Genomic DNA, 25,936 nt, shown 5'->3' with positions numbered 1-25,936 from the left:
GAAAATACCAACTTTACCGCAGCAGCAAGGAAAACGGCGGACGCTTAGACCCCGGCCAGTTGCGCCAGGTGGGCAGGAAAATCTACGGCCGGTCCCGCCGCATTGATGGTGTCGAAGTAATCATGCCAGCCCGTGGCGGCGATGCCGGCCAGCAAAGCGTCCAGTGCCGCCTCATCCGGGAAGCGCCAGACGGCATAAAATTGCTGGGCAGCCCCATGCAGCTTGCCGCCATCGATGGCGCCCATGGCCAGCGCTTCCGCGCCCGTGCCGGACAAGGCTGCCATGCCGGCGCCCACCGTGCCGAAATACGCCTGGCGCGCGGCGGCGTCGAGGGCGAGCCAGGCGGGTTTCGGACTATACAGTTCTAACAGGTAATGCATGTTTTCCTCCAAAAAGTTAAGCAAGCGAGCGTTGGGCGCGCTTGCAGATGCGTTGGGTGGCGGCATTGGCACTGTCCTGCAGCCATTGCGCGCACAGGCTGCGCACCCAATCCGGCTGGCTCTTGGCCGCATCGTTGAGCCAGTTGGCCACGGAATCCTGCACGTAGACTGCCGGATCGGCACGCAAGGCGTGCAACACGGGCAAGGCCAGCTGCGGCTGTTCTTTCAACCGGGCAATATGCGTGCACCACACGCCGCGCGGACGCAGCGCTTCGCAAGCGAAACGGCGTACTCTTTCCGACGGGTCAGCCGTCCACGGCGCCAGCAAGGCAATGGCCTCGTCAAGGCTCTCCGCCAGATGGGGCCGCAGCGCCAGCCAGGCCCATTCGCGCACGCCGAAGTGCCCATCGTCGGCCAGCGGCCGCATGGCCGCCAGCCGTTGCGGCAAGGTCAGGCCAGCCTGGGCGGCGATGGCAAAGCAGACCCAGCCCCGCACCGTGTCGGAAGCATGTGCTTGCAGCAGCGCCAGGTCGGCGTTGGCTTCCAGCAGCATTTGCGCCGCCAGCGCCATGCGTTTGGTGATGCCGGCTGCGGCGTGCGCGCGCAGTTGATCCAGGCGGGCAGCGCCGATAGCAGGCACGGCCGCAGCCAGCAACACGCTGAAATCGATGGCCAGCCCTTCCGTCAGGGTGGCGCTCGCCACGCTTCCACCGTTCAGCAGGGCCAGGCGCGCGGGAGCGATGTCGGCGACGCCGCGGCTCATGGCGCACCCTGCATTTCACCTCTATCCGTCTTGCGCCAGGCTTTTTCCAGCAGCGCACTTAATAGCTGCATTTCTTCCGGCGTGAAATCGGCAAACAGGCTGGCGATCCATTGCGCGTGTTCATCGACCAGGGTCGCGGCGGCCAGGTCTCCCTGGGCGCTCAGGCGCACCAGCAGCTTGCGCCGGTCGACCTGGTCCGCGTGGCGCGCCAGGAAACCATCGCGTTCCAGGCCGTCGAGCAAGCCCGTGATGGTGCCGCGCGTCACGCCGGCCTGCTCGGCCAGTTCGTGCGGCGACAGTCCGCCTGGCACGTCGCGCAGCAGGGACAACAGCACAAATTTTCCTTCCGACAAGCCATGCCGGCCCAGGCGCGCGGCGCAATCGCCATCGATGGCGGAGGCCAGGCCCAGCACTTCAAAGCACAGGCGCAAGCGCGCCGTGGACTGCGCCATGTCGAGACCGCTGGCGCGACGCTGCACGTCGCCCAGCAAGGCCGTGTATTTCTGTTCGAGTTTTATCATATGGCGCAATATAATATGGCACCATATTAAATGTCAAATGGAAAACCTCAATGGTTTTCCCATGCGCTTAGAGACGCGCCTTGTCCCTCGCCCAGGCGATGATGGCTTGCGCATCGATGGCGCCCGGCTGGCGCGCCACTTCCACGCCTCTGCGGAACAGGGCCAGGGTGGGAATGCTGCGGATATTGAAACGGCTGCCCAGGTCCGGCGACGCTTCCGTATTCACCTTGACGACGCGAAATGCGGGTTCCAGGGTCTTGGCGGCTTGCACATAGAATGGCGCCATGCTGCGGCACGGACCGCACCACGGCGCCCAGAAGTCGACCAGCACGGGAATGTCGCTGCGTTCGATATGCTTGAGGAAGCGGGCGCTGGCCAGGTCCACGGGCTGGCCCGTAAACAAATCCTTCTGGCACTTGCCGCACGTGGGCTGTTCGATCAGGCGCGCCGCCGGCAAGCGGTTGACGGCGTCGCAATGGGGGCACACGATGTGCAGGGAGTCTGGCGTGGTCGAGGTCATGGCGTTCCTGGAAAGAGTAGCGTACAGTTGCCGGACATTTTACGGCGTATCGTGCAGCGCCGTCGGCACGCTGGCGGCACTTGTCCACAGAGTCCACTATAGTGTGCTGAAACGTGTGATGAAACGGCGCGCACATTGCCGGGCCGGCCAAGGAAAACAATGCCTGATGTCGCAGAAAACATGCAATTGAGCACCGAACTGACTGCCGCCCTGCGCTTGCAACGCGCCGCCTGCCTGGCCCACCCCGTGCCGACCCTGGCCGAGCGCAAACGCGACCTGCACACCTTGCAGCGCTTCATCCGCGACCACAAGGAAGCGCTGTGCGCGGCGATCAGCGCCGACTACGGCAACCGTTCCCGTCACGAAACCTTGCTGGCGGAAATCTTCCCCGCCATCGATGGCATCGCCCATGTATTAAAACACTTGAAGAAATGGATGCGGCCGCAGCGCCGCGGCGTGGACTGGCGCAGCTTTCCTGGCGCCCGCAACCGCGTGATGCCGCAGCCGCTGGGCGTGGTGGGCGTCATCGTGCCGTGGAATTTTCCCGTGAACCTGAGCCTGGTACCCTTGACCTACATCTTCGCCGCCGGCAACCGCGCCATGGTCAAGATGAGCGAAAACTCGCGCCACCTGGCGCGGCTGCTGATCGACACCATGCCCGCCTACTTTCCGCCGGAAAAGCTGCAGTTCTTTGACGAAACGGGCGGCGTGGGTATGGAATTTTCGCAACTGCCGTTCGACCACCTGCTGTTTACGGGTTCCGGCCAGACGGGCCGCGCCGTCATGGCGGCCGCCGCGCGCAATCTGTGCCCCGTCACGCTGGAACTGGGCGGCAAGGCGCCGGCCATCGTCTGCGCCGATTTCGACGTGCGCACGGCAGCCGAGCGCATCCTGTTCGTCAAGTTCCTGAACGCGGGGCAAATCTGCACGTGCGTCGACCACGCCTGGCTGCCCGAGGCCAGCATTCCTGCCTTCGTTGAACACGCACGCGCCATCGTGCCCACGCGCTACCCGCGGCTGGACACGCCCGACTACACCTCCATCATCGACGAGGCCGCCTTTGAACGCCTGCTGCAGGCGCTCGACGAAGCACGCGCACGGGGCGCGCAAGTGATTTCGCTGTTGCCGGGGCCCGCCTACGACCGCGCCACGCGCAAGATCGCGCCGCACATCGTGCTCGACGCCCCCGAAGACAGCCTGCTGCTGACGCGGGAAATCTTCGGCCCCATCCTGCCGCTGCGCGGCTATGCCAGGCTGGACACCGTGATCGACAGCATCAATGCGGGACCACGGCCGCTGGCAATCTATCCGTTCAGCAACAAAACAGACACGGTGCAGCTGCTGATCGACCGCGTGATGTCGGGCGGCGTGTCCGTCAACGACGCCCTGTACCACGTAGGCCAGCACGACCTGCCGTTCGGCGGCGTGGGCGAGTCCGGCATGGGCCACTACCACGGCGTCGAAGGCTTTCACACCTTCAGCAAGCTGCGGCCCGTGTTTTACCAGGCCCGCTACAGTGCGTTGAAACTGCTGTGGCCGCCGTATGGCAAGCTGGCCAGCCGCGTGCTGGCCTTCCTGACCCGCTGATTACAGAAACAGCGAAGCGGCGATGGCCCACATGACGAGCGCAATGATGCCGTCGAGCACGCGCCAGGCCATGGGCTTGGCAAACACGGGCGCCAGGTAGCGGGCGCCAAAGCCCAGCAGGAAGAACCACAGGGCCGAAGCCATGATGGCGCCGCCGGCGAAGTAGAAGCGTCCCACGCCTTCATGCTGGCCGCCGATCGAACCGAGCAGGATGACCGTGTCGAGGAAAGCGTGCGGGTTCAGCAGGCTGAACGCCAGCGCCGCGCCGATCACGGCCCAGTAGCCTTCCGGCGACTTGGCAGCCGACACCGTCAGAGCCGTTGGGCGCCAGGCGGACTTGGCGGCACGCAAGCCATATGCGATCAGGAAGGTGGCGCCGCCGGCCTTGGCCCACAGCAAGAAATTGGGGTTGTCTGCAATGAAGGTGCCCATGCCGGCCACGCCGGCCGTGATCAAGATCGCATCGCACACCAGGCAGACCAGGATGCAGGTGAGCACGTAATGACGCTTCAAGCCCTGTTTCAGCAAGAAGGCGTTTTGCGTGCCGATGGCAACGATCAGGCTCGCCCCGAGCCCCATGCCTTTCAAGAAGATTGCGCTGTCCATATCGATTCCTTTATTGCTTTCCATCACGCGCACGGCCGCCCACGCTCTGCCGGCAACGGCAAAGTCATCAAAGGTAGGTGGAGGGTGTAGCGGTACCAGCAGGACCGCGCGGGAGAGTGGAGTTGTTACCCTATTTCAACAGTGTAAAGAAAAAGTAAATATAAGTATAATGAATGATTCTAACCATATATAAGAGAAACTTATGCGCGTCGTCGATTACCGTGGATTGGCCGCCCTCGACGCCGTGATCGGCCTGGGCAGCTTTGAAAAGGCCGCGCAGGCGCTGGCGATCAGCCAGCCGGCCGTGTCGCAGCGCATCCGCACCCTGGAAAACCTGGAAGGCACTTTATTGATCATCCGCAGCCACCCGCCCCTGCCCACGGAAGCGGGCCAGCGCCTGATCGCCCATTACCGGCAAGTCAAGCTGCTCGAAGCGGCGCTCGACGCCCAGCCCGGCCCCACCACGCATTTGCCGGAACTGGCCATCGCCGTCAACGCCGACAGCGCCGCCACCTGGATCCCGGAAGCGCTGGGGCCGCTGCTGTCGCCGCCGTCCTGCCTGCTCGATATCCGCCTCGACGACCAGGACCACACCCTGAGCCAGTTGCGCGAAGGGCGCGTATTTGCCTGCGTCACCAGCGCCAACGACCTGGTGGCGGGCACCACGGCCACGCCGCTGGGCGGCATGCGCTACCTGTGCGTGGCCTCGCCCGCGTTCGCGCAGCAATGGTTTCCCCATGGATTTACGGTGGAAGCCGTCAGCCAGGCGCCCGCCATCACGTTCGGCAGCAAGGATGCGCTGCACGAGCGCTACCTGCAGCACCGCCTCGGCTACACGGGCCGCTATCCGCACCACGTGCTCGGTTCGGCGCGCGACTTCGTGCGCTTCATCGAAGCGGGCTATGCTTACGGCATGGTGCCCCTGCTGCAGGCGGAAACGGCGCTGGCCGCCGGCAGGCTGGTCGACGTGGCGGCCGGGCAGGCGCTCGACGTGCCCCTGACCTGGCATGCCTGGGATATCCAGACCCCGCTCACGCGCACCCTGTCGGACGCCGTCATCGCCACGGCGCGCAAATGGCTGTTGCAGGATTGATTGACGCATGCCACATTTATCTATGCTATACAGCAACTTCCCCGTGTGCGCCCTGCCCTGCCTGGCCTACACTGCAAGCATCACCCCTCACCATCAGGAGCTGGCATGACGATCCTGCGCACCACCCTGCTCGGTTTGCTGGCGGCCATCCCGCTGGCTGCCGGCCTGGCTGCCTGCTCACCCTTGATGGCCATCAATGCCTTCTCGTCCGGCAGCGCCTCGCACGTGACACGCGGCCTGGCTTACGGCCCCCTGCCACGGCAAAAGCTCGATGTCTACGCCCCCAAAACCCGCACGGGGCCCGTGCCCGTGGTGCTGTTCTTTTATGGCGGCAACTGGACGACGGGCGAGCGCGCCGACTATGCCTTCGTGGGCCATGCGCTGGCGGCGCGCGGCTATCTGGCCGTGATCGCCGACTACCGGCTGTATCCGGACGTGCACTATCCCGAAATCCTGCAGGATGCGGCCCGCGCCGTGGCCTGGGCCGCGATGGAATCGAGCCGCCACGGCGGCGACCCGACGCGCCTGTTCGTCATGGGCCATAGCGCCGGCGCCTACAATGCGGCGATGGTGGCGCTCGACGCCAGCCTGCTGGCGCGCCACGGCATGCACCCGCACGACTTGCGGGGCTGGATAGGCCTGGCCGGCCCCTATGATTTCTTGCCGATCGAAAACACCACCACCCGGCCCGTTTTCTTTTACCCGGACACGCCCGCCGCGTCGCAGCCCATCCACCACGTGACGGCCGCAGCCCCGCCCGCCCTGCTGATCGCCCCCCTGCCCGGACAGGATAAACTGGTCGATCCGCAACGCAACACGGGCGGCCTGGCCAAGGCCTTGCGTGCGCTGCCCCGGCCCGTAACGGAAACGTATTTCGACCGCGTGGGTCACGCCACCCTGGTCGCCACGCTGGCCGCGCCCTTGCGCAGGCTGGCGCCCACCCTGGACGCCGTCAGCGCCTTCATCGACGCCAACAGCGGGAGCGGGAACGGTAACGCGGTCTTGTCCGCCGTCTCGCCGAAGACAGCCGTGCCGGCAAGCATCACCGTGCCCACCCGCTCACCTGGCGCGGCCACGCCGGCCTCTGAACTGCACGCATACGACAAAACGCCCGCCCCGTGAAGGGCGGGCGCTCTGTCCAAACCAGGAGGCACGATGCTGCGTGCCGGCTGGCCGCAGCTCAAGGCTCGGCCCTCGCGAAGCGGCTCAGCCGCAAGCAGCCTCGTGCTTACTCTTTACGGCTGGCGCTGCTGCTCTTGCTTTGTGCGGAACCCGCTTGCGATACGCTGCCGCTGGCCGAGCCTTCGCTGCCGGCCGACTGCTGGCTGCCCTGGTGGCTGCCGCTTTGCAGGCTTTGGCCGTCACGGCTTTGCGCGCCCCGTTGCTGGTCGCGGCTGGCGCCGTTTTGCTGATAGGCCTGGAACGGTTCAGCGATGCGCTGCATGGCTTCCTGCTGCTTGCGCACGTTTTTCTCCGTTTCTTCCGACGCCGTGCGGGCCACTTCTTCGGCCAGCGCCTTGGCAGTACGGCTCGTTTCATTCACATGACGCTCTGCCACGTTGGCCAGTTCGACCTGCGTATCGGCTGCCAGGCGCGACACCTGTTGCTGGTACTTGCGCAGTTGCTCGGCGGCTGGCTGGCCCGCCGCGGCAGCCACCTGGAACACATCTTCAGCGCGCTCGGCCGTCAGCAGGTTCTGGCTGGTGACTGCGGTTTCTTCCAGCAAGCCTTGCGCCAGTTGCATGTTCAGGTCGCTGAAGTGCTGCACCGACTGGAACAGCGACTTCGACAGTCCATTGAAAAAAGCCAGTTGCGCTTCCAGGTGGTTTTTGGCGGCGGGGGTAACACTACGGGAATATGGATACATGGAGTTCCTCATTAGATAGCGGTTGGGTGGACATAAACAGATGGCGACACCACCGGCTGTCGAACGGTGAAGCAGACGGCCGGGCTACGCCACGAAACGCGAAAAAACATATCCGATTGGTGGGACGATGCTTTGCAACGCGAGTCCCAAGGCTACGTGAGCACCGCAGTTGAGGGATGATCTGGATCAAAGGTGCGCTAGGCTGCGCAGAAAGTTTTGGCTGGACGGCTTGCTCTTGGCAAACGTCAGTGACGTGATGGGAAATCTGTGCCAGGCAGGCTCAGCCCGGCACGACGGGCTTGTAGCCACGGCTGCGCAGCGACGCTTCCAGCCAGCGGTTGCCATACCAGCCACGCGCCAGCAGGTAACTGAGCTCCGCGGCGGCCATCAGCAGCATCATCGGGCCGATGCGCAGTTCGGTGGCCAGATGGCTGCCAAACCACAGGCAGGCATCCATGGCCAGCATGAGCAGCAACAGCCACCAGCGGCGCTTGGCGACGGCCCAGAACGAGCCCAGCAACAGGGCCGGCCAGGAAAAGCCCGCTTTCACATAGGCATAGCGGCCGGCATCGTCGGCAAACAGGGTGGCGCTGTGCTTCATGCTGCTCTCTTCAGGTAATGACCGGCGTCAAGGCTCGGGATGGTGGCAGACGGCTTCGACATTGTGACCGTCCGGGCCCAGCACGAAGGCGCCGTAGTAATTCGGGTGATAGATTTCGCGGATACCGGGGGCGCCGTTATCCTTGCCGCCCGCTGCCAGTGCGGCCTGGTAAAAAGCATCCACCTGGGCGCGGTTGTCCGCCGCGAAGGCGAGATGCATGCCGGCATGCGGCGCGCCACCCACGCCGAACCAGAAATCGGGCTTGCCATCCTTGCCCAGGCCGACCCAGCCCTGCACTTCCATCACCACCGACACGCCCAGGGGCGCCAAGGCGGCCGAAAAGAAGGCCTTGCTGGCCTGTGCATCGCTGACATTCAAACCGATGTGATCAAGAATCATGTTGGTGCTCCCTGAAGGTAGTGGAATGGGGAATACAGTATGCGCCAACATTGCCTTTTAGGCAAGCATAACTGCAGACCCGGCACTGCGGTTCCAGGGAGCGCCACGCGCCTCGCCTAGCGCAGGTTGCCCGTATGGCCCAGCGAATAGCGGCCCGGCTGCGGCCACACGGTCAGGCCGTGCGGCTCCTGGCCGACTTTCACTTTGGAAACGTCGCCACTGTTCGTATCGATGCGGTACACCACGTCGTCGAAACGGCCGGACAGCCACAGATATTTACCATCGGCACTCACATTGCCCATGTCGGGGCTGCCGCCGCCGGGAATCGGCCAGTTCGACACGACTTTTTCCGTGGCGAAGTCGATCACGCTGACGCTGCCCTTGCCCTTCGGCTTGCCGTGGATGCGGTGCGTGCCGCGGTTGGCCACGTATAATTTCTTGCCGTCGCGGCTGGGGTACAGGCCGTGCGCGCCCACGCCCGTCTGGATGAAGCCGATTTCCTTCAGGGTGGCGCCATCGACGATGTGCACGCCGTCCGCGTCCATGTCGGCGATAAAGAATTTCTTGCCGTCCGGCGAGATGCGTATGTCTTGCGGCATGCCCTTCTTGACGCTGCAGATTTCATTCGCCGGACCGCCCACGGGGCCGGACTCGGCAAAGCGCTTGGCCGGCATCTGCAATTTCAAATAGCCGTCGACCTTGCGGCCCACCAGGTCGATCTTGGCGATGGTGCCGTCGAATTCGCAGGTGAACATGGCGTAGCGGCCGTCATTGGAAAAATCGGCATGGTTGATGCCGCCGCACTGGGGCGTGTCGATCGAATACTGCACGGCCATGGTCTTCGGATCGCGGAAATCGAGGCGGTGGCGCGCTTCGGCCACGACGATGGCCGACTTGCCGTCCGGCGTGTAATACATATTGTAGGGATCATCGACGGGCACTTCCTTGCCCGGCTTGCCCGTCAAGGGATCGATCGGCGTCAAGCTGCCCTTGTCCGTGCGCTCGGCATTGTTCGCCACCCACAGGGTGCGCAAGTCCCACGACGGCACCACGTGCTGCGGGCCGCTGCCGACCTTGAACTTGTCGACCACTTTCAGGCTGTCCTGGTCGATCACATACACGTCGTTCGAGCGCAGGTTGGGCACGTACACCCGGCGCAAGTGATCCTTGACGACGGGACTCATATTGCTGCTGGCGATGCTGCCATACACGTTTTTCGGGTCCACCAGCGGCGGCATGCCCGGCAGCGGCGAATAGGTTGCGGCCGGTGCTGCAGCGGCCGGGGCCGGCGTACTGGCGCCGATGACCTGGCTGGCCACGCCCAGGCCGGCCAGTGCGGCAGCCAGGGCGGACAAGGTGACGATGGTGCGTCGTTGAGATTTTTTCATGTGATTTCGCGTCGTTTCGTTGCAAAAGCCGGAAGTTCAGCACTTCCAGCGGAATTATTTAGGTCGTTGCAGCAGTTGCCTGATGGCGGCCACCGAGGTGTCCACCTGCAGCTTGATGCCGATCTGACCCAGTTCAGCCGTGGCACGGGTCGCGTCGCCGCGCACGCCGTCCGCCACGCCAGGCTTGGGTCCGTGGGCCATGGCCTCGCTGCGCACCAGCGACGGGTCCGTCGCCAGCATCAGCGCCGCGTCCGCCAAACCGGCATGCAGGCCGATCTCGGCGCTGCTGTGGCCGCGCTTCTGCAGTTCGGCAATATAGGCCGATTGCGTGATGTCATAGTAATCGAGCAAGGCGTAAGCGCGCGCTTCCTTGCCGGCGGAAGCCTTGCCCCAGGCGCGGTTGAGCTTATTCGCCACGTTCTGCTCGTTCTTTTGATAGCCGCCATGGTCGCCGAGAAAAATGATGTCACGGAAACCATGCTGGCGCAGGCTGGCGGCCGCCCCTTCCAGCACGGCTTCGAAGGCGGCCGGCGGTATCGAGATCGTGCCGGCAAAGCGCATATGGCCGGCCGGCGGCGAAATACTGCCTTCCGGCACGTAGGAAACGACGGGCGCGACGATGGTATTGCCCAGCTTTTCCGCAATCTGCCGCGCCAGCAGCCCGGCGCGCACATTGTGCTTGCCCAGCGCGATGTACGGCCCGCTCTGCTCGACGCCGCCAATCGGCACCAGCACGGTGGTGGCGCCATGGTCGATACGGCTGCGCAACTCCGTGCTGGTCAGTTCTTCCAGCATGACGCTGCCGCTGGCTGGCGTGGCCGCCATGACGGGCGCCGTGAGCAGCAGGCATGAAAACGTCAGGACGAACAGGGAAACGAGGGGCTTGCGTGAAAGGCGGAGCGTGGATGGCGCGCAAGGCGCCGTTCGCTGGGGGAACTGCAGAGTCATAAGCCAACATCTTTCCGAGGTCAAAGCGTGGTGCCGTGCCCGGCCTTGCCAGGCAAGCTGGCTGCCACGCAAGAATTGTATTCCATCATGACGGGAACGGCACGTTAATTTGCTGCAGTGCTTTGCAAGGAATTGACGAGGGGAAACTATCTATCAGGCTGTAGTCGCGTCCGCCCTGCCCGCCTCGCCATCATGTAGTGTTTCGTTGCGCTTCTCGGCATAGGCCTTCAGCGAAAGCATCGTCCTGGGAAGCCCGTCCCTGACTTGCCTGGCAACGCCTGGTCCGAACAGAAAGGCAAGCGCTCCCGTAAACCACACGCGGTGAACGACTTCCGATCCGCCATTGACGGCGGCAACCGTGTGTTCGAAGTGGATGCGGAACAGGGGGATGTGGCCCTCAACGGTGAACGAGCGGCCGGCAGTGCGCTCCGTGACCAGCAGCGGAATGCCCATGCCCTTGCTGGGAACGATCCTGCCATGCGTCCCCACCGCGAACGGCCCATTAAGCCGGGCTTGCTTTGTGTCCGGATCCCACAGGTGCCATCGGTCGACCTCGCTCCAAATCTGGTCGACGACCTTGGGCGGGACTGCAATGTGGATGCTTTCTTTGATTTGCATCAATTGGGAATCTCCCTATCATTGTGTAAAAGTAACTGGGTCTGCTATCCGGCGCCGCGCGGTGTCTGCATATTGGCCTGCGGCATAGCATTCATCACGCAATATCGCCATGCCATTGCGCCAATTCAAAGATACTCCGCCAGCAGGAACAAATGCCGCAGCTTTTTCTTTGCCTCGACAAAAAATATATCTGCTGGGATTGAAGGATACACTGTTTTTTTATCATGCCAATAGAATTAGATTCTGGTTATACTGGTCGCAGATAAAGCCGGGCCATGATGACAGCCTTGTTTGGCGCCAGGATCAAGCGATGCACCGGATTCGACCGCGCTGCTCGCCATAACCACGAGCATATGAAACTTTGAGAAATGATGAACACAGCACATTGGCGGGTTCAGGAACTACAGCATCACTCAGCGGATATCGCCTGGCTGAATGCCGAGGATGCCCGCCGCGCCTATGAGATAGCAGGCCTTCACGACTCGAGGACGCATCTCGGCCTGAACGTTAACACCGTTGATTCGATCGAGCGGCTCGCATCCGGAGAGGATGCGGCCATCGCAAGCAAGTGGTTACGTGCCCGTGTGCTAGGAAACCAGCAGCTCATCGTCGTGTTTGGAGAAGACGAATGTTTCTTGTGCAGCAGTGTGTTCCTGGTCGAGAATTGGTCGGATATTTTTGTCCCTTCACGTGACGACGCAATGGTTTATTCGAAGGACACGCCGCTTATCCTGTTTTACTGCCACGAGAATGAATTCGAAGTGGGACAGCGAATTATCTTTGATTAACAACCGGGTCAGGCCAGGAGCGGACCTCAATACGATCAATTATCAGAAGGAGCGAGTGCTCGTGGGAATTGCTGTTTTAAGCCGGTTGTCCATGTTGGGCCTTATTTTCTTGTGCCTTTCGCTGTCGTCCTTGACCAATGCCTCCGAACAACAAAGCGATATGGCATCGATAAAGCAGGAGCATTGCGAAGAAAGTAATAATCTTGAAAATACTTTCTGCATGAGTCGAGAACTAAAAGAATCCGACACGCGTTTAAACGTCATCTACAAGACATTGATGTACGCGCTTGCCAAGCCACAAGGACTGCAAAGCGCGCAACGTGCATGGCTTGTTTTCCGCGACGCGGAGTGCAAGTTCCAAAACAAGGCGATGCATGGTGGAAGTGCTTACCATTTTTCGATGGACCTATGTTTGATGCAACTGACTGAACAGCGCATATCGGCATTAGAAACCGTTAGGCCCTGTAATGGATGCGTAGAATTCAAGGATGCGTTTTATAAAACGGGATTCAACTTGCCAGAGCGCAAACGCACTCCTGCTTCAGGCAAGTTATGACACGGGGCCAGCTTGATGGCTTACTCCCGTCTTAACGCGCTTCGACTGCTATGTCCGCTTTGGACTGCGGACTCACGCGCGTACAAGGCAAGCATGCCCCCAGACTGCCGCGGAACCAGGCGGCGCCCTGCCCTTGCCATCCCAACATCAACATTCCCCCATGGAACAGCACCGTCACCAAAGAAAAACCCCGGCGTACCGGGGTAATTTCCAAGCTTAAGCGCGGGCGCTGCGGCCTGGCAGCGCCAGGCGCCGGCTGGCTGAGGCGGAAGCCGGGGCCGGCAAGCCGCCTGCCACTTTCAACGGTTTTGCCTGGGCGTCGCCACGCAGGCGGAACACGGCCACCACGTCGACCAGCTCGACGGCGCGGTCTTGCAGCGAGGATGCGGCCGCTGCCGCCTCTTCCACCAGGGCTGCGTTCTGCTGGGTGACCTGGTCCATTTGCGAGATGGCCTGGTTCACTTGCTCGATGCCGGCGCTTTGCTCGTGGCTGGCGTTGGCGATGTCGCCCATGATGTCCGTAACGCGGCGGATGCTGGCGACGATTTCTTCCATCGTCGCACCCGCCTGGTCGACCAGCGCGCTGCCCGTGTTGACCTTGTCGACGGAATCCTCGATCAAGCCCTTGATTTCCTTGGCGGCAGCCGCCGAGCGCTGCGCCAGGTTGCGCACTTCCGTGGCCACCACGGCGAAGCCGCGGCCTTGTTCGCCCGCGCGGGCCGCTTCGACGGCCGCATTCAACGCCAAAATGTTGGTTTGGAAGGCAATGCCGTCGATCACGCCGATAATGTCGGCGATCTTCTTCGCCGATTCGTTGATCGAGCCCATCGTGCCCACCACTTGCGCCACCACGGCGCCACCCTTGCGGGCCACGTCCGAAGCGGACACGGCCAGCGAGTTCGCCTGGCGTGCATTGTCCGTATTCTGGCGCACGGCCGAGGTCAGCTCTTCCAGGCTGGATGCAGTTTCTTCCAGGGAAGACGCCTGCTGCTCCGTGCGCACGGACAAGTCCGCGTTGCCGGCGGAAATCTGCGCGGCCGCCACGCTGACCGTATCGGCCGACGTACGCACGGTGGCGATCACACCGACGATGCGCTCGAGGAATTTGTTGAAGGCGGTGGCCGTGCGGCCCACTTCATCCATGCGCTCGACGGGCATGGCGGCGGACAGGTCCAGCGAAGCGCTGACACGCTCCAGCGTGTGTTCGATATCGCCCAGGCCGCCGCTGATGGTGCGGTAGATATGCCAGGCCAGCGCGCCCGTCAGCAGCACGGCCACGCCCAGCACGGCCAGCATGGTGTTGAACGCCGTATCGTAGGCTGCCAGGCTTTCCGCCTTCACATCATCGACCAGCTTGTTGTTGTAGGCGATATGGTCATCCATGCTTTTCTTGGCGGCCGCGGCAGTGATGGCCAGCGGCGTGCCGGCCAGCAAGGTGGCACGCACGCCATCCATGTCGCCTGCGTAGGCGGCGGCAAAGAATGGCACGAGCGCGCGGCGGTAGGCTTCCATGGCGGCCTGGTCGGCATCGAGCATCTTGCTGTCCGTCGCGTCGTACAGGCGCTCGGCGCGGTAGGTGGTGATGACCTTGTCGAAATTCGTGTTGGCATCGGCCACGGCCTTGTCCAGCGCCGTCTTGTCGGCCAAATTCGAGAACACGGACAGGCGGTAGCCGGCCAGACGCGAATCGGCCAGGAAACCCTTGGCCGCATTCAAGCCCTGGATGCTGGGAATGATGCGGTTTTGCACCGTGTCAAAACGCTCCTGGGCGCGCTGCAGCTGGATGGCGCCGCCGGCGCCCAGCAATAGCAGGGCCAGCAAGGCGATGGTGAGAGTCAGAATTAATTGCTTGGTGATATTCATGGTGTTTCACAGTAAAAAGAGTGGCCTGGCAAGGCCAGGCAGGATAAATAGCTGCCGATCAGGTGGCCGGGGATCGGTGGCTAGGCCGCCAGCGGGGCAGCGTCCGGCGTGCGGCGCAGCAAGTCGCCATGCTGGCGGCAAAACGCCAGGCCCGCCTTGTGGCCCACGTCGAACAGCAATTGCATGTTCGAACTGGACCAGTCCAGGGTATCGGGCCAGTGCTGTTCCGGGATGCCGCCCATCAGGTCGAGCTTGAGCAAGCGCCGCTTGGGCTGGCCCGTGCGCGCGTCCGTGTTGTGCTCGAGCTCAAACAGGCGCAGCTCGCTCTTGGAAATTTTCACCAGCGGCGTGATGATGGAGCGCACCCAGGCGTCGTACAGGTTGCGCGGCTTGCGCAGCAAGCGCTCGTCACCGAGGATATCGAGGATGACCAGGGTGTCGGCGTCATGGTGCTCGCCCTTGCCTTCGATAAACGGGTCGAAATTGAGCGTGTCGAGCGCCGCGCCTTCGATGTAATCGTCGCCCGCGATGGTCGTGGGCGCATACAGGAAGGGGAACGACAACGCGGCGCGCACGTGGATGGGTTCGATTTCGTGCTTGCCCCAGATTTGCATGCGATGTTCGCTGAGGTTGTAGGCATTGATGTAGAAATCGGGGCGCATGCGGGCCACGCCCGAGAAATCCACGGCCTTTTCCAGGAAGGGCAAGTGCGCGCACAGGCCCAGGCTTTTCGCCGACAGGTCCGACGGCGACAGCGACGACACCATCAGCTTGCCCCAGTCCGACCAGGCCGTGGGCACGCCCGCAAACGTTTGCTGGAACGCCTGAAAAAAAGGATTGTTGGCCGGCGGCTGGAAGGCGTCGCGGAAAGTGCTCGCGTGCATGCCCGGCTTCTGGAACACCTTGTAGTTGATCGGGATCATCTTGTAGATGCTGTCGGCCACGCCCGTGTCGGCCCAGCTTTGCAAGGCCTGGCGCGGCGTCGCCTCGTGCGGCGTCGTGTAAAGCAAGCCCATCAACACACCGGCGCCCGAGGCGGAAATGACGTCGAATTCGATGCCTTCGTCGAGGAAAGCGGCCAGGGCGCCGGCGATCAAGGTGGAATTTGGTGCGCCGCCACCAAGCAGCAGACCCGTTTTACGGGCCGGTTTCGCTGGCGCGGCTGGCGCCAGATCCGGCGGTGTCGTAGTGACTGTCTTCATGCACACTCCCTGAACGGAACGGGGTTACCATCCCTTAATTGTTGGTTACTACACGCTTATGGCGCCTAATCCTGCACATGTTCCCGCAAGCGACCAGCCGATGCAATGTTGCAGAAACAGATATGAAATTAACATAAATAAATTCCTTATGGCAATTTCCATAACGAATGACCGGTATTCAGGAAGGGTATAAGTTGATGCCGTGCGGCATTGCCTGATGCGGCGCAGCAAATATAAATTCCGCGCTGTTAGGAATAATCTCTTTGGGGTAGGAATATTCCCCAACCAGCCGCCGGTGCGGCGGCCAGGGGCATCACGGGAAGGATGCAGGGTCGGCAGGGGGCGCGGAAAAATGCAGGTGGGTACACAAATGGTCAACAAAGACGCGAATTTTGGGCGACAGGTGGCGGCTCGATGGCCACAGCACCCAGAACTTGCTTGAGTGCAGCAGGTAGTCGGCCAGCACGGCTTGCAATTCGCCGCGCGCGATGGCGTCGCGCACGATAAAGTCAGGCAGGTAAGCGAGGCCCACGCCCTGCGTGGCGGCGCCGATCAAGGCTTCGATATTGTTGCAGGTCAAGGCCGTCGGCAAGCGCAACTCGCCGCCGCTGTCGCCCCCGGCCCGCTGCAGCGCCCATTCCTGCAGTTTTCCCGTGGTGGGGAATTTATAGCGCACGCAAGCGTGCCCTTCCAGCGCGCGCGGCGTGGCCGGCACGCCATGGCGGGCGAAATACGCGGGCGAGCCGACGATGGCGAAGGCAAACGGCCCCAGCTCGCGCGCCATCAGCCGCGAATCCGTCAAGGTGCCGCTGCGCACGGCCACGTCGACGCCTTCGGCCACCACGTCGACGAGGCGGTCGTTGAAATCGAGGTCGAGCTCGATTTCCGGATACCGGCGCGTAAAGTCGGCCAGCAGGGGCAGGATGATGCGGTAGCCGATCACGGGCAGGCTGACCTTGAGCTTGCCGCGCGGCGCCTCGGCCAGGTGCGACAGTTCCGCCTCGGCATCACCGAGGTCGGCCAGGATGCGCTGGCAGCGCTCGTAAAACAGCGCCCCCTCGTTGCTCAGGCTGATGCGCCGCGTGCTGCGGTTGAGCAGGCGCACGCCCAGCTTTTCTTCCAGCCGCGCCACGCTCTTGCCCACGGCCGAGGCCGACACCCCGAGCAGCCGCCCGGCCGCCACATAACTGGACGTTTCCGCCGCGCGCACGAAGGCGGCAATGCCGTTCAGATTATCCATGTCATCTCGCCATGTTGATTGGGGAATATTTGTCCGTTATGAGTGGATTTTCAACCACTTTTTCATTGATTACGTCCATATTATCATCGGATTCCCTCTTTCTGGAATCATTCCCATGGATACGAATCAACGTATGAAGCCGGCCTCCCCGGCCCGGCGCGCCTTCGTGCTGGCGGCCGTCTGCCTGGCCGCGCTATGCATGCCGCTCAGTTTTACGGGGCCGGCCATCGCCATCCCCGCCATCGCTGCCGACCTGCACGGCACGCCGCTCGCGCTGGCGTGGATCACGAATGCCTTCATGCTCAGCTTTGGCGGCTGCCTGATGGTGGCCGGCGCGCTGGCCGACCGCTATGGCCGCAAGCGCGTGTTCGTGCTGGGCATGGGCGTGTTTTCCGCCGCCGCCCTGGCGCTCTCGGCCGCGCCCGGCATCCTGTGGCTCGACGTGCTGCGCGCCGTGCAGGGCCTGGGCTGCGCCATGGCCCTGTCGAGCGGACTGGCGGCCCTGGCGCAGGAATTCGACGGTTCCGCCCGCGCGCGCGCCTTCAGCCTGATCGGCACGGCCTTCGGCGTGGGCCTCGCCTTCGGTCCCTTCCTGGCCGGCACCTTGATCACACACACGGGCTGGCGCGCCATTTTTGTCGCCACGGCCGCGGCCGGCCTGGCCGCCCTGCTGGCCGCCGCGCGCGCCATGCGCGAATCGCGCGACCCGCAGGCGCAAGGCGTCGACTGGCCCGGCGCCCTGACGTTTACCGGCGCATTGTCCCTGTTTACGTATGGCTTGCTGCAGGCGCCCGACAGTGGCTGGGACAGCGCCGCCAGCCTGGGTTTGTTCAGTGCCGCGGCCTTGCTGCTGGCTATCTTCATCCGCGTGGAACGGCGCGCGGCGCGGCCCATGCTGGATTTATCCCTGTTCCGCCTGCCCGCCTTTGCCGGCGTGCAACTACTGGCGGCCGCGCCCGCGTTTTCCTTCGTCGTACTGCTGGTGCTGCTGCCGGCCCGCTTCATCGGCATCGAAGGCTACAGCGCGCTGGAGGCGGGACGCATGATGATTGCCCTGTCGGCGCCCATGCTGGTGCTGCCGATCCTGGCCGGCATGGCGGCGCAGCGCCTCGCCGCCGCGCACATCTGCGCCAGCGGCCTGCTGCTGGCGGCGGGCGGCTTGCTGTGGCTCTCCACCTGCGCGCCGGGCCAGTCGCCCGCCACCTTGCTGGGGCCGCTACTGCTGATCGGCTGCGGCATCAGCCTGCCCTGGGGCTTGATGGATGGCCTGGCCATCAGCGTCGTGCCCGTCGAACGGGCCGGCATGGCGGCCGGCATCTTCAATACGACGCGCGTGGCGGGTGAAGGCCTGGCGCTGGCCATCGTCAGCGCGCTGCTGGGCACCTTCACCATGGCGGCGCTGGGCGGCGCCGGCCTTGCCGGCATCGGCGCGGAGCAGGCGGCGCCCTTCCTGGCGCTGGGCGAGCTGCGCCATGCGGGCGCGTTGTTGCCGCAGGCCGGCGCCGCCGAACTGGCGCAAGCCTATGGCGCCGCCTTCCGCCACTTGCTGTATGTGCTGGCCAGCATCACCACGGCGTCGGCCCTGCTGATCCTCACCTTCCTGCGCCATCCGGCGAATGCAGCCGACATCGCGCGGGACACGGCCGCCCTGCCCGCCTGCAAGACGCCAAACTAAGCGGCCCGGCTTTCCCGCGACAGCCATCCTCCTCCCCGCCATACCCGGCGGCGCCCACGCGCCGCCGCCCGCATTTGATGCTTCTCCGCAACACCTCAAAAGTTTTCAAAGATAAAACTAGTTTACTCATCAAAGCGCTTTGAACTATACTCAAAGCGCTTTGAAACATAACTAAAGCGCTTTGGTTGTGCGAAGTTATGCGCACCGATCCCACACTTATAAAAACACTGGAGACGCAATGAACAAACATTTCTTGAAAACTTTGCCTGCCGCCGTGGCGTTGGCCTTGAGCGCTTCGGCCGCCCAGGCTGCCCTGCCGATCGATTTCGGCGGCTACATCCGCTCGGGCTTCGGCACCAGCAGCGAAGGCGGCAAGGAAGCGTGTTTCGGCCTGGCCGGCGCCTCGTCCAAGTATCGTCTGGGCAATGAGTGCGAAACCTACGGCGAGCTGAAATTCGGCGGCGAAGCCTTCAAGGCAGCCAACGGCACCACCTTCCGCATCAATACCCTGGTGGCGTTCTCCGTCAACCAGAACCAGGACTGGGAGCAATCGGACCCGTCGTGGCGCGAAATGAACGTCGTCGCCGACAAGATCGGCACAGGCGCCTTCGCCGAAGCGCGCGCCTGGGTCGGCAAGCGCTACTACGACCGCCAGGACGTGCACATCACCGATTACTACTTCTGGAACAACAGCGGCCCTGGCGCCGGCCTGGAAAACATCGACCTGGGCGCCGCCAAGCTGGCCTACGCCATCGTGCGCACGGCCGATGACGGCGACAGCAAGCGCATGGGCCTGTCCCACGACCTGCGCTTCTCCGGCATCAAGGTCAACCCGGATGGCGAACTGACCCTGGGCCTGCAATTCAACCAGAAACGCAATGCGCAAGGCGCGGCCCCCATCGCCAGCGGCCACTTGCTGACCATCATGCATACGCAAGGCAATCTGCTCGGCGGCTTCAACAAGGTGGCATTGCAGTACGGCAAGGGCAGCGCCGCCAACACGGGCGGCTTCAGCCTGGGCGCCAACAAGGATGACAAGGTCGTGCGCCTGACGGAACAGATCATGATCCAGCCCAAAGGCGCCTGGTCGGGCATGGGCACCTTCGTCTACGAAGACAAGGAATCGGCAGGCGTGAGCAGCAAGTGGACGTCGATCGGCGCGCGTCCCGTCTACCACTTCACGGACAACTACAGCCTGGCGGTGGAACTGGGCCACGACATCGTCAAGCCGGAAGGCGGCGAAAGCCGCAACCTGACCAAGCTGACCTTCGCGCCGCAACTGTCGGCCGGCAACAGCTTCTGGTCGCGCCCCGTGCTGCGCGCTTTCTACACCTACGCCAAATGGAACAAGGCAGCCCAGTCGGCCGCCGCCGCGGAATCGGCGCTGTCGTCGACCGGCGTGTTCGGTGGCAAGACCAACGGCAGCTCCGTCGGTTTCCAAGTGGAATCCTGGTGGTAATCGCAGGCCGCTAGAACGTTGGCAAGCGTCCCCGGACGCTTGCCGGTGGCAGCAACACCGCCCGCTCATCCAGGGGCAAGCAGTACCCGGACCCACCATTTCGCCGCTGCACGCGATGGCCGGCAGCTTCAATGTAGTGATTCAGCAGTATCCTCTTTTAGCGCGGGCGCCCCTGGGTTTGCCCGCGTATTTTTTTGGGCGCCGCCGCTTGTCATGACCCTGATCAATCCGGCATTTATCAGATAAACTACCCGTCATCGCACGGCACCGTTCCCGACCCACCCTGGATAGACCCCAACCGCAGCATCCATGAACCTCAAAAATCTCGCCAAAACGCTAGGAATATCCGAAACCACCGTCAGCCGCGCCTTGAATGGCTATCCGGAAGTGAGCGAACGCACGCGCGAGCGGGTGCTGGCCGCCGCGCAGGCGGCCGGCTACCGTCCCAATCCCATGGCGCGCAGCCTGGCCGTGGGACGCACGAATATCGTCGGCATCATCTACCCGCTGATGCCGAACGACCTGGCCGACCCCATGTTCATCGACATCGTGGGCGGCATGTCGGAAGCGCTGGAAGCGCAGCAGATGGATATGATGATCGCGCCTGCCTCGGCCACCAACGAATTCCACACCTATGAACGCATGGTCAAGGGCCGCCGCATCGATGGCCTCGTTGTCGGCCGCACCAAACCGTTCGACGAGCGCATCGCCTACCTGGCGCAGCAGGGCATGCCGTTCGTCGCGCATGGCCGCACGCAGCTGAACCAGCCGCACGCGTGGTTCGATTACGACAACGAGGCCGGCATGCGCCTGGCCGTCGAGCGCCTGGCGCAGCTGGGCCACCAGCGCATCGGCCTGATCAGCGCCACGCCGGACCTGAACTTCGTGCGCCAGCGCGTCGAGAGTTTCCAGCACGCCATGCAGGCGGGCGGCCTCGCCGTCGACCCGGACAACTTGGTCGACAACGCGCACGACCGCCGCGCCGGCTACCAGGCCATGCAGCGCCTGCTGGCCCGCTCGCCCCGCCCCACGGCCGTCATCGTCGACAACCACATGTCGGGCGTGGGCGCCGTGCGCGCCCTGCTCGACGCGGGCATCGCCATCGGCCGCGACATGTCCCTGATCGTCTGGGGCGTGATGGAAGATTCCCTGGCCGGCCACAACGTCACCACCGTCGTCCAGCCCGACCCGCGCGGCGCCGGCGCGAAGATGATCCACATGCTGCTGGCCCTGATGGATGGCACGCCCGTCACCGACTTGCAGGAACTGTGGCCGTGCGAACTGTTGCCGGGCGAGTCCGCCGGCCCCGTGCCGCACTAGACGTTTTCCGCTGCCCCCATGCCGCCGGCCGCCTGGCCGGCGCTCCCGCCTCGCCTTCCTGAATCACCCTCATAAAAAAATCGTATGTCTGACACGTGTATCGCTTTACTTTTCAAAGCGCTTTGAACTATACTCATTTCATACCCAAAGCGCTTTGAATTTTAAAATAAGACGTTCGCCTACCAACCAGCAGCGCCGCCCTGATAGCCAAGGCTACAGGCAACTTTTAAGAAATCATTCATGCCGACCATCCAGAACAATCTCGCCCACCTGCCCGCCGACTGGTGGCGCAGCGCCGTCATCTACCAGGTTTATCCACGCAGCTTCCTCGACAGCAATGGCGACGGCATCGGCGACTTGCCTGGCATTACTTCCAAGCTCGATTACATCGCCGCCCTGGGCGCCGACATCGTGTGGATTTCCCCCTTTTTCACGTCGCCGATGAAAGACTTCGGCTACGACGTGGCCGACTTCTGCGACGTCGACCCCATGTTTGGCACCCTGGCCGATTTCGACCGCCTGGTGGCGCGCGCCCATGAACTGGGCTTGAAAGTGATGATCGACCAGGTGCTGTCGCACTCGTCCGACAACCACCCGTGGTTCGTGGAAAGCCGCTCCAGCCGCGACAATGCCAAGGCCGACTGGTATGTGTGGGCCGACCAGAAACCGGATGGCACGGCGCCGAATAACTGGCTATCCGTGTTCGGCGGTTCCGCCTGGCAATGGGAGCCGCGCCGCGGCCAGTATTACCTGCACGATTTCCTCGCCAGCCAGCCCGACCTGAATTTCCACAATCCGGCCGTGCAGCAGGCGCAGCTGGACAACCTGCGTTTCTGGCTCGAGCGCGGCGTCGATGGCTTCCGCTTCGATTCCTGCAACTTCCCGTATCACGACCAATTGCTGCGCGACAATCCGCCCGCCGCCCAGCGCGATGCGAGCAGCGTGTCGGCCATCAACCCGTACGGCATGCAGGCGCACGTGTACGACAAGACGCAGCCGGAAAACATCGCTTATTTGCAGCGCGTGCGCGCCGTACTTGACGAATATCAAGCCATTTCCATCGGAGAAGTGGGCGACGATAATGCGCTGGCCACCATGGCTGCCTACACGGGCGCCGACAAGCTGCACATGGCCTACAGCTTCAATTTGCTGACGGCCGAGTTTTCGGCCGCGCACATCCGCACGCAAGTGGAAGAGTTCGAGGCGCAAGTGGCCGACGGCTGGGCGTCCTGGTCCGTGGGCAACCACGACAGCGTGCGCGTCATGACGCGCTGGGGCGGCGAAAACCCGTCGCCATCGCTGGCCAAGGTGGTGCTGGCCGTGCAGGCGGCGCTGAAAGGCACGCCGTGCCTGTACCAGGGCGACGAGCTGGCCCTGACGGAAGCGGATATTCCTTTCGAAGCGCTGCAAGACCCGTACGGCATCCCGTTCTGGCCCCAGTTCAAGGGCCGCGACGGCTGCCGCACGCCGATGCCTTGGGTGGCCGACGCGCCGCACGGCGGTTTCAGCACGGCAAAACCTTGGTTGCCCGTGCCGCCTGAACACCTGGCGCGCGCCGTTGATGTCGAAGAAAACGATGCCGCTTCACCACTGCAGTTTGCGCAAAACATCCTCGCCTGGCGCCGCACCCTGCCGCAATTGTTGCGCGGCGACATCGTCTTCTTCGATGCGCCGGAACCCGTGCTGGCCCTGCGCCGCGACTTGCCAGGCCAAGCGCCCGTGCTGGCCGCCTTCAACCTGGGCACGCAAGCCGTCACGTTTGCCTGGCCTGATGCGGCGCCCGCGGCCGACCTGGCCGGTCACGGCTTGCCAGGAAACAAAGATGGCCAACAGATCAGCTTGCCTGCGCATGGCGGCTGGTTCGGCACCCTGGCGTAAATCGCAGGCTTTGGCGGCCATGCCGCCAATTACAATAACGAGCCCCGCGCATCAGCGGGGCCGAACAACAGAGTATCAGTGCTTGGCAAAATCGTAGCGAGCGGATGAAAGTTGTGGCTGAGAAGCGCAGCTGTGCGAATGCACAGTGAGCATCGCCAGCCGCAAGTTCGACGCGCAGTAGATTTGGCCAGGCACATTCAGTGAGAATGAGGACGACAGACATGGCTGGACTGAAGTTAACAGGCCTGAAGAAGGCATATGGCGACGTGCAAACCCTGCACGGCATCGACCTGGAGATCGCCGACGGCGAATTCATGGTCTTCGTGGGCCCGTCGGGTTGCGGAAAATCCACCTTGCTGCGCAGCATCTGCGGCCTGGAAGAAATCAGCGGCGGCGACTTGTATATTGGCAAGACCCGCATGAACGACGTGCCGCCCGCCAAGCGCGGCATCGCCATGGTATTCCAGAGCTACGCCCTGTACCCGCACATGAGCGTGGCGCAAAACATGGCCTTCGGCCTGAAACTGGCCGGCATGAACAAGGTGCAGATCGCCGACGCCGTACAGCGCGCCGCGCAAATCCTGCGCATCGAACCTTTGCTGGAACGCAAACCAAAAGACTTGTCGGGCGGCCAGCGCCAGCGCGTGGCCATCGGCCGCGCCATCGTGCGCAAGCCCGACGTCTTCCTGTTCGACGAACCGCTGTCCAACCTGGACGCCTCGCTGCGCGTGCAGATGCGCATCGAACTGGCGAATCTGCACCGCGAATTGCGCTCGACCATGATTTACGTCACGCATGACCAGGTCGAGGCGATGACCCTGGCCGACCGCATCGTCGTGCTCAACGCGGGCCGCATCGAGCAAGTGGGCGCCCCGCTGGAGCTGTACCACCACCCCGCCAACCTGTTCGTGGCCGGCTTCCTCGGTTCGCCCCGCATGAATTTCCTCAAAGGCAAGATCCACAGCTATGCGGACGGCGTGGCCACCATCGCCACCAACGCGGGCGGCATGCTGCAAGCCGTGTTGACGCAGCCGCTGGCCAGCGGCACCCCCGTCACCGTCGGCGCGCGTCCAGAACACGTGCAGGCGTGCGCACCCGGCGCCACCGCCGCCCTCACGGCAACCGTGCAAGCGGTGGAAAAACTGGGCGACATCAGCTATCTGTATGTGCAGGTACCGGGCGGCGACGAGCCGCTGGTGGTGCGCGCCGATGCGGAAACGGACTGGGCCATTGGCCAATCCGTGGCGCTGCAGGTGGCGCCCGCCCGCGTCCATGTGTTCGACGAGCATGGCCAGACGCGTACCTGATTCCGGATTTAAGGGCCAGGCGCTACAGGCGCCGCCTGGCCTGGTTGCATCGTTTCAGCCTTGATATTCAACATAAACTTAGCATAAAAAAAGATACTGGAGATTGACATGTCCTTCACGCACCCGAAACGCAGCTTCATCAAAACCACCCTGATCGCCGCCGCCCTGGCCGGCATCGGCAACCTGGCCGCCGTCAGCATGGCGAACGCGGCCGAAGCAGGCACCCTCTTGATCTGGATCAATGGCGACAAGGGCTACAAGGGCCTGGCCAAGGTCGGCGAGGAATTCACCAAGAAAACGGGCATCAAGGTCGTCGTCGAGCACCCGGAAGATGCGCCAAACAAATTCCAGCAGGCAGCGGCCGCCGGCAAGGGCCCGGACATCTGGATCTGGCCGCATGACCGCATCGGCACTTGGATCGACGCCGGCTTGCTGCAACCATTGACGCCAAGCAAGGAAGCGCGCGCCGCTATCCTGCCGCTGGCCTGGAACGCCTTCACCGTGGGCGGCAAGACCTGGGGCTACCCGATCTCCATCGAAGCCGTCGCCCTCGTCTACAACAAGGACCTGGTGCCGACCCCGCCGAAAACCTTCGAGGAAATCGCCGCGCTGGACAAGAAATTGTCCGCGCAAGGCAAGAAAGCCATCCTGTGGGATTACACGAATACCTATTTCACGTGGCCTTTGCTGGGCGCGGGCGGCGGCTTCCCGTTTGAAGTCAAGTCCGACGGCCGCTACGATGCGGCGAAAACGGGCGTGAACAATGCCGGTTCGCAAGCTGGCGTGAATGCGCTGATGACCCTGATCAACAGCGGCGCCATGCCGAAGGGCGCGGGCTATGCCGAGATGGAAGCCGGTTTCAACCAGGGCAAGATCGCCATGATGATCAACGGCCCATGGTCGTGGGACAATGCGCGCAAGTCGAAGATCAATTTCGGCGTGGCAACGATCCCTACCGTCGCCGGCAAGACGGCCACCCCATTCGTGGGCGTGCTGGGCGCGATGATTTCGAAAGCCAGCCCGAACAAGGACCTGGCCACGGAATTCCTGGAAAACCAGATGCTGCAGATCAATGGCCTGAAAACCATCAACGCCGACGTCCCGCTGGGCACGCCAGCCAACAAGGTGCTGTTCGCGGAACTGAAAGCCAATCCGAACATCCAGGCGACGATGGAAAGCGCGCAAGCGGGTCGCCCGATGCCAAACAACCCGGAAATGGGCCGCTTCTGGTCGTCGATGCAATCGGCGCTGGAAAACATCACGCAAGGCCGCCAGACGACCAAGGATGGCCTGGATGCGGCGGCGAAGCGGATTACGACGGCGAATTGATAAACGCTGGTTAGGCGAAATTTAATTT

At 63.2% G+C, this 25,936-nt stretch carries 25 protein-coding genes; 11 read left to right on the top strand and 14 right to left on the bottom strand.

The genetic code is table 11. The annotated features are described in order from the left end of the window. Positions 1-44: 44 nt before the first annotated feature. The 4 genes from NCG91_RS21670 to trxC all read right to left on the bottom strand — a co-directional run bounded on the left by NCG91_RS21670 (position 45) and on the right by trxC (position 2,184). Positions 45-380, bottom strand: coding sequence for a DUF6616 family protein (locus NCG91_RS21670; protein ID WP_251351150.1), 336 nt, complete (start codon positions 378-380; stop codon positions 45-47). A gap of 16 nt (positions 381-396) precedes the next feature. Next, positions 397-1,143 (bottom strand): HEAT repeat domain-containing protein, encoded by a 747-nt coding sequence (locus NCG91_RS21665; RefSeq protein WP_251351149.1) that lies wholly within the window; start codon positions 1,141-1,143, stop codon positions 397-399. After that, a complete protein-coding gene (locus NCG91_RS21660; RefSeq protein ID WP_251351274.1) occupies positions 1,140-1,661 on the bottom strand; it encodes a MarR family winged helix-turn-helix transcriptional regulator in 522 nt (173 codons plus the stop codon). The genes NCG91_RS21665 and NCG91_RS21660 overlap by 4 nt, the downstream gene beginning before the upstream one ends. Positions 1,662-1,731: 70 nt before the next feature. Further along, positions 1,732-2,184, bottom strand: coding sequence for a thioredoxin TrxC (gene trxC / locus NCG91_RS21655; protein ID WP_251351148.1), 453 nt, complete (start codon positions 2,182-2,184; stop codon positions 1,732-1,734). Between the two features lie 159 nt (positions 2,185-2,343). Here trxC and NCG91_RS21650 point away from each other — a divergent pair, with 159 nt between their 5' ends. Further along, on the top strand, positions 2,344-3,771 hold the full coding sequence (locus tag NCG91_RS21650) for a coniferyl aldehyde dehydrogenase (RefSeq protein ID WP_251351147.1): 1,428 nt from the start codon (positions 2,344-2,346) through the stop codon (positions 3,769-3,771). Here the strand turns inward: NCG91_RS21650 and NCG91_RS21645 are convergent, their stop codons facing one another. Continuing rightward, on the bottom strand, positions 3,772-4,377 hold the full coding sequence (locus NCG91_RS21645) for a LysE/ArgO family amino acid transporter (RefSeq protein WP_034785705.1): 606 nt from the start codon (positions 4,375-4,377) through the stop codon (positions 3,772-3,774). Between the two features lie 202 nt (positions 4,378-4,579). Between NCG91_RS21645 and NCG91_RS21640 the strand changes: the two genes are divergently transcribed. Beyond that, positions 4,580-5,470 carry a LysR family transcriptional regulator ArgP gene (locus NCG91_RS21640; RefSeq protein ID WP_034785706.1) on the top strand — a complete coding sequence of 297 codons (891 nt, stop codon included), beginning with the start codon at positions 4,580-4,582 and terminating at the stop codon, positions 5,468-5,470. Between the two features lie 105 nt (positions 5,471-5,575). Then, positions 5,576-6,592, top strand: coding sequence for an alpha/beta hydrolase (locus tag NCG91_RS21635; RefSeq protein WP_251351146.1), 1,017 nt, complete (start codon positions 5,576-5,578; stop codon positions 6,590-6,592). Between the two features lie 106 nt (positions 6,593-6,698). On the opposite strand, the gene phaP is transcribed toward NCG91_RS21635, so the two are convergent. The 6 genes from phaP to NCG91_RS21605 all read right to left on the bottom strand — a co-directional run bounded on the left by phaP (position 6,699) and on the right by NCG91_RS21605 (position 11,291). After that, positions 6,699-7,337, bottom strand: coding sequence for a phasin family protein (gene phaP, locus NCG91_RS21630; protein ID WP_251351145.1), 639 nt, complete (start codon positions 7,335-7,337; stop codon positions 6,699-6,701). Between the two features lie 280 nt (positions 7,338-7,617). After that, positions 7,618-7,938, bottom strand: a complete 321-nt coding sequence (locus tag NCG91_RS21625) for a hypothetical protein (protein WP_099664586.1) — start codon at positions 7,936-7,938, stop codon at positions 7,618-7,620. A gap of 27 nt (positions 7,939-7,965) precedes the next feature. Further along, positions 7,966-8,337 (bottom strand): VOC family protein, encoded by a 372-nt coding sequence (locus tag NCG91_RS21620; RefSeq protein WP_099664587.1) that lies wholly within the window; start codon positions 8,335-8,337, stop codon positions 7,966-7,968. Between the two features lie 116 nt (positions 8,338-8,453). Then, complete coding sequence (locus NCG91_RS21615) at positions 8,454-9,725, bottom strand: YncE family protein (protein ID WP_251351144.1); 1,272 nt, start codon at positions 9,723-9,725, stop codon at positions 8,454-8,456. Positions 9,726-9,779: 54 nt separating this feature from the next. Further along, positions 9,780-10,550, bottom strand: coding sequence for a creatininase family protein (locus NCG91_RS21610; protein ID WP_251351273.1), 771 nt, complete (start codon positions 10,548-10,550; stop codon positions 9,780-9,782). A gap of 276 nt (positions 10,551-10,826) precedes the next feature. Continuing rightward, positions 10,827-11,291: an SRPBCC family protein gene (locus NCG91_RS21605; RefSeq protein WP_251351143.1), complete on the bottom strand. Its 465-nt coding sequence runs from the start codon at positions 11,289-11,291 to the stop codon at positions 10,827-10,829. A 371-nt stretch (positions 11,292-11,662) separates the two neighbouring features. Between NCG91_RS21605 and NCG91_RS21600 the strand changes: the two genes are divergently transcribed. Together NCG91_RS21600 and NCG91_RS21595 are read left to right on the top strand one after the other, a co-directional pair. Further along, entirely contained in the window at positions 11,663-12,079 is a 417-nt protein-coding gene (locus tag NCG91_RS21600; protein ID WP_180278579.1) for a hypothetical protein, read from the top strand. Further along, the gene (locus NCG91_RS21595; RefSeq protein WP_251351142.1) at positions 12,042-12,635 is read left to right on the top strand and encodes a lysozyme inhibitor LprI family protein; all 594 of its coding nucleotides are present in this window, start codon (positions 12,042-12,044) and stop codon (positions 12,633-12,635) included. The genes NCG91_RS21600 and NCG91_RS21595 overlap by 38 nt, the downstream gene beginning before the upstream one ends. 216 nt (positions 12,636-12,851) lie before the next feature. Here the strand turns inward: NCG91_RS21595 and NCG91_RS21590 are convergent, their stop codons facing one another. From NCG91_RS21590 to NCG91_RS21580, 3 genes are all read right to left on the bottom strand, one after another. After that, complete coding sequence (locus NCG91_RS21590; protein ID WP_099664592.1) at positions 12,852-14,498, bottom strand: methyl-accepting chemotaxis protein; 1,647 nt, start codon at positions 14,496-14,498, stop codon at positions 12,852-12,854. Positions 14,499-14,578: 80 nt separating this feature from the next. After that, complete coding sequence (locus NCG91_RS21585; RefSeq protein WP_251351141.1) at positions 14,579-15,700, bottom strand: patatin-like phospholipase family protein; 1,122 nt, start codon at positions 15,698-15,700, stop codon at positions 14,579-14,581. A 313-nt stretch (positions 15,701-16,013) separates the two neighbouring features. Then, the gene (locus tag NCG91_RS21580) at positions 16,014-16,940 is read right to left on the bottom strand and encodes a LysR family transcriptional regulator (protein ID WP_251351140.1); all 927 of its coding nucleotides are present in this window, start codon (positions 16,938-16,940) and stop codon (positions 16,014-16,016) included. A 115-nt stretch (positions 16,941-17,055) separates the two neighbouring features. On the opposite strand from NCG91_RS21580, the gene NCG91_RS21575 reads away from it, so the two are divergent. The 6 genes from NCG91_RS21575 to malE all read left to right on the top strand — a co-directional run bounded on the left by NCG91_RS21575 (position 17,056) and on the right by malE (position 25,908). Then, the gene (locus tag NCG91_RS21575; RefSeq protein ID WP_251351139.1) at positions 17,056-18,615 is read left to right on the top strand and encodes an MFS transporter; all 1,560 of its coding nucleotides are present in this window, start codon (positions 17,056-17,058) and stop codon (positions 18,613-18,615) included. A 238-nt stretch (positions 18,616-18,853) separates the two neighbouring features. Continuing rightward, positions 18,854-20,074, top strand: a complete 1,221-nt coding sequence (locus tag NCG91_RS21570) for a maltoporin (protein ID WP_251351138.1) — start codon at positions 18,854-18,856, stop codon at positions 20,072-20,074. A 309-nt stretch (positions 20,075-20,383) separates the two neighbouring features. Next, positions 20,384-21,394, top strand: a complete 1,011-nt coding sequence (locus NCG91_RS21565) for a substrate-binding domain-containing protein (protein ID WP_251351137.1) — start codon at positions 20,384-20,386, stop codon at positions 21,392-21,394. Positions 21,395-21,634: 240 nt separating this feature from the next. Continuing rightward, complete coding sequence (locus NCG91_RS21560; protein WP_251351136.1) at positions 21,635-23,272, top strand: alpha-amylase family glycosyl hydrolase; 1,638 nt, start codon at positions 21,635-21,637, stop codon at positions 23,270-23,272. A 221-nt stretch (positions 23,273-23,493) separates the two neighbouring features. Further along, the gene (locus NCG91_RS21555; RefSeq protein WP_251351135.1) at positions 23,494-24,579 is read left to right on the top strand and encodes an ABC transporter ATP-binding protein; all 1,086 of its coding nucleotides are present in this window, start codon (positions 23,494-23,496) and stop codon (positions 24,577-24,579) included. 108 nt (positions 24,580-24,687) lie between these two features. Continuing rightward, a complete protein-coding gene (gene malE, locus NCG91_RS21550; RefSeq protein ID WP_077402478.1) occupies positions 24,688-25,908 on the top strand; it encodes a maltose/maltodextrin ABC transporter substrate-binding protein MalE in 1,221 nt (406 codons plus the stop codon). The last annotated feature ends 28 nt before the right edge of the window (positions 25,909-25,936 follow it).

Origin of the sequence: Janthinobacterium kumbetense (assembly GCF_023703445.1) — a bacterium.
In the GTDB taxonomy this organism is placed as follows: Bacteria; Pseudomonadota; Gammaproteobacteria; order Burkholderiales; family Burkholderiaceae_D; genus Janthinobacterium; species Janthinobacterium kumbetense.
Note: the sequence above shows the minus strand (reverse complement) of the source record. Positions and strands in the feature narration are given on the sequence as shown.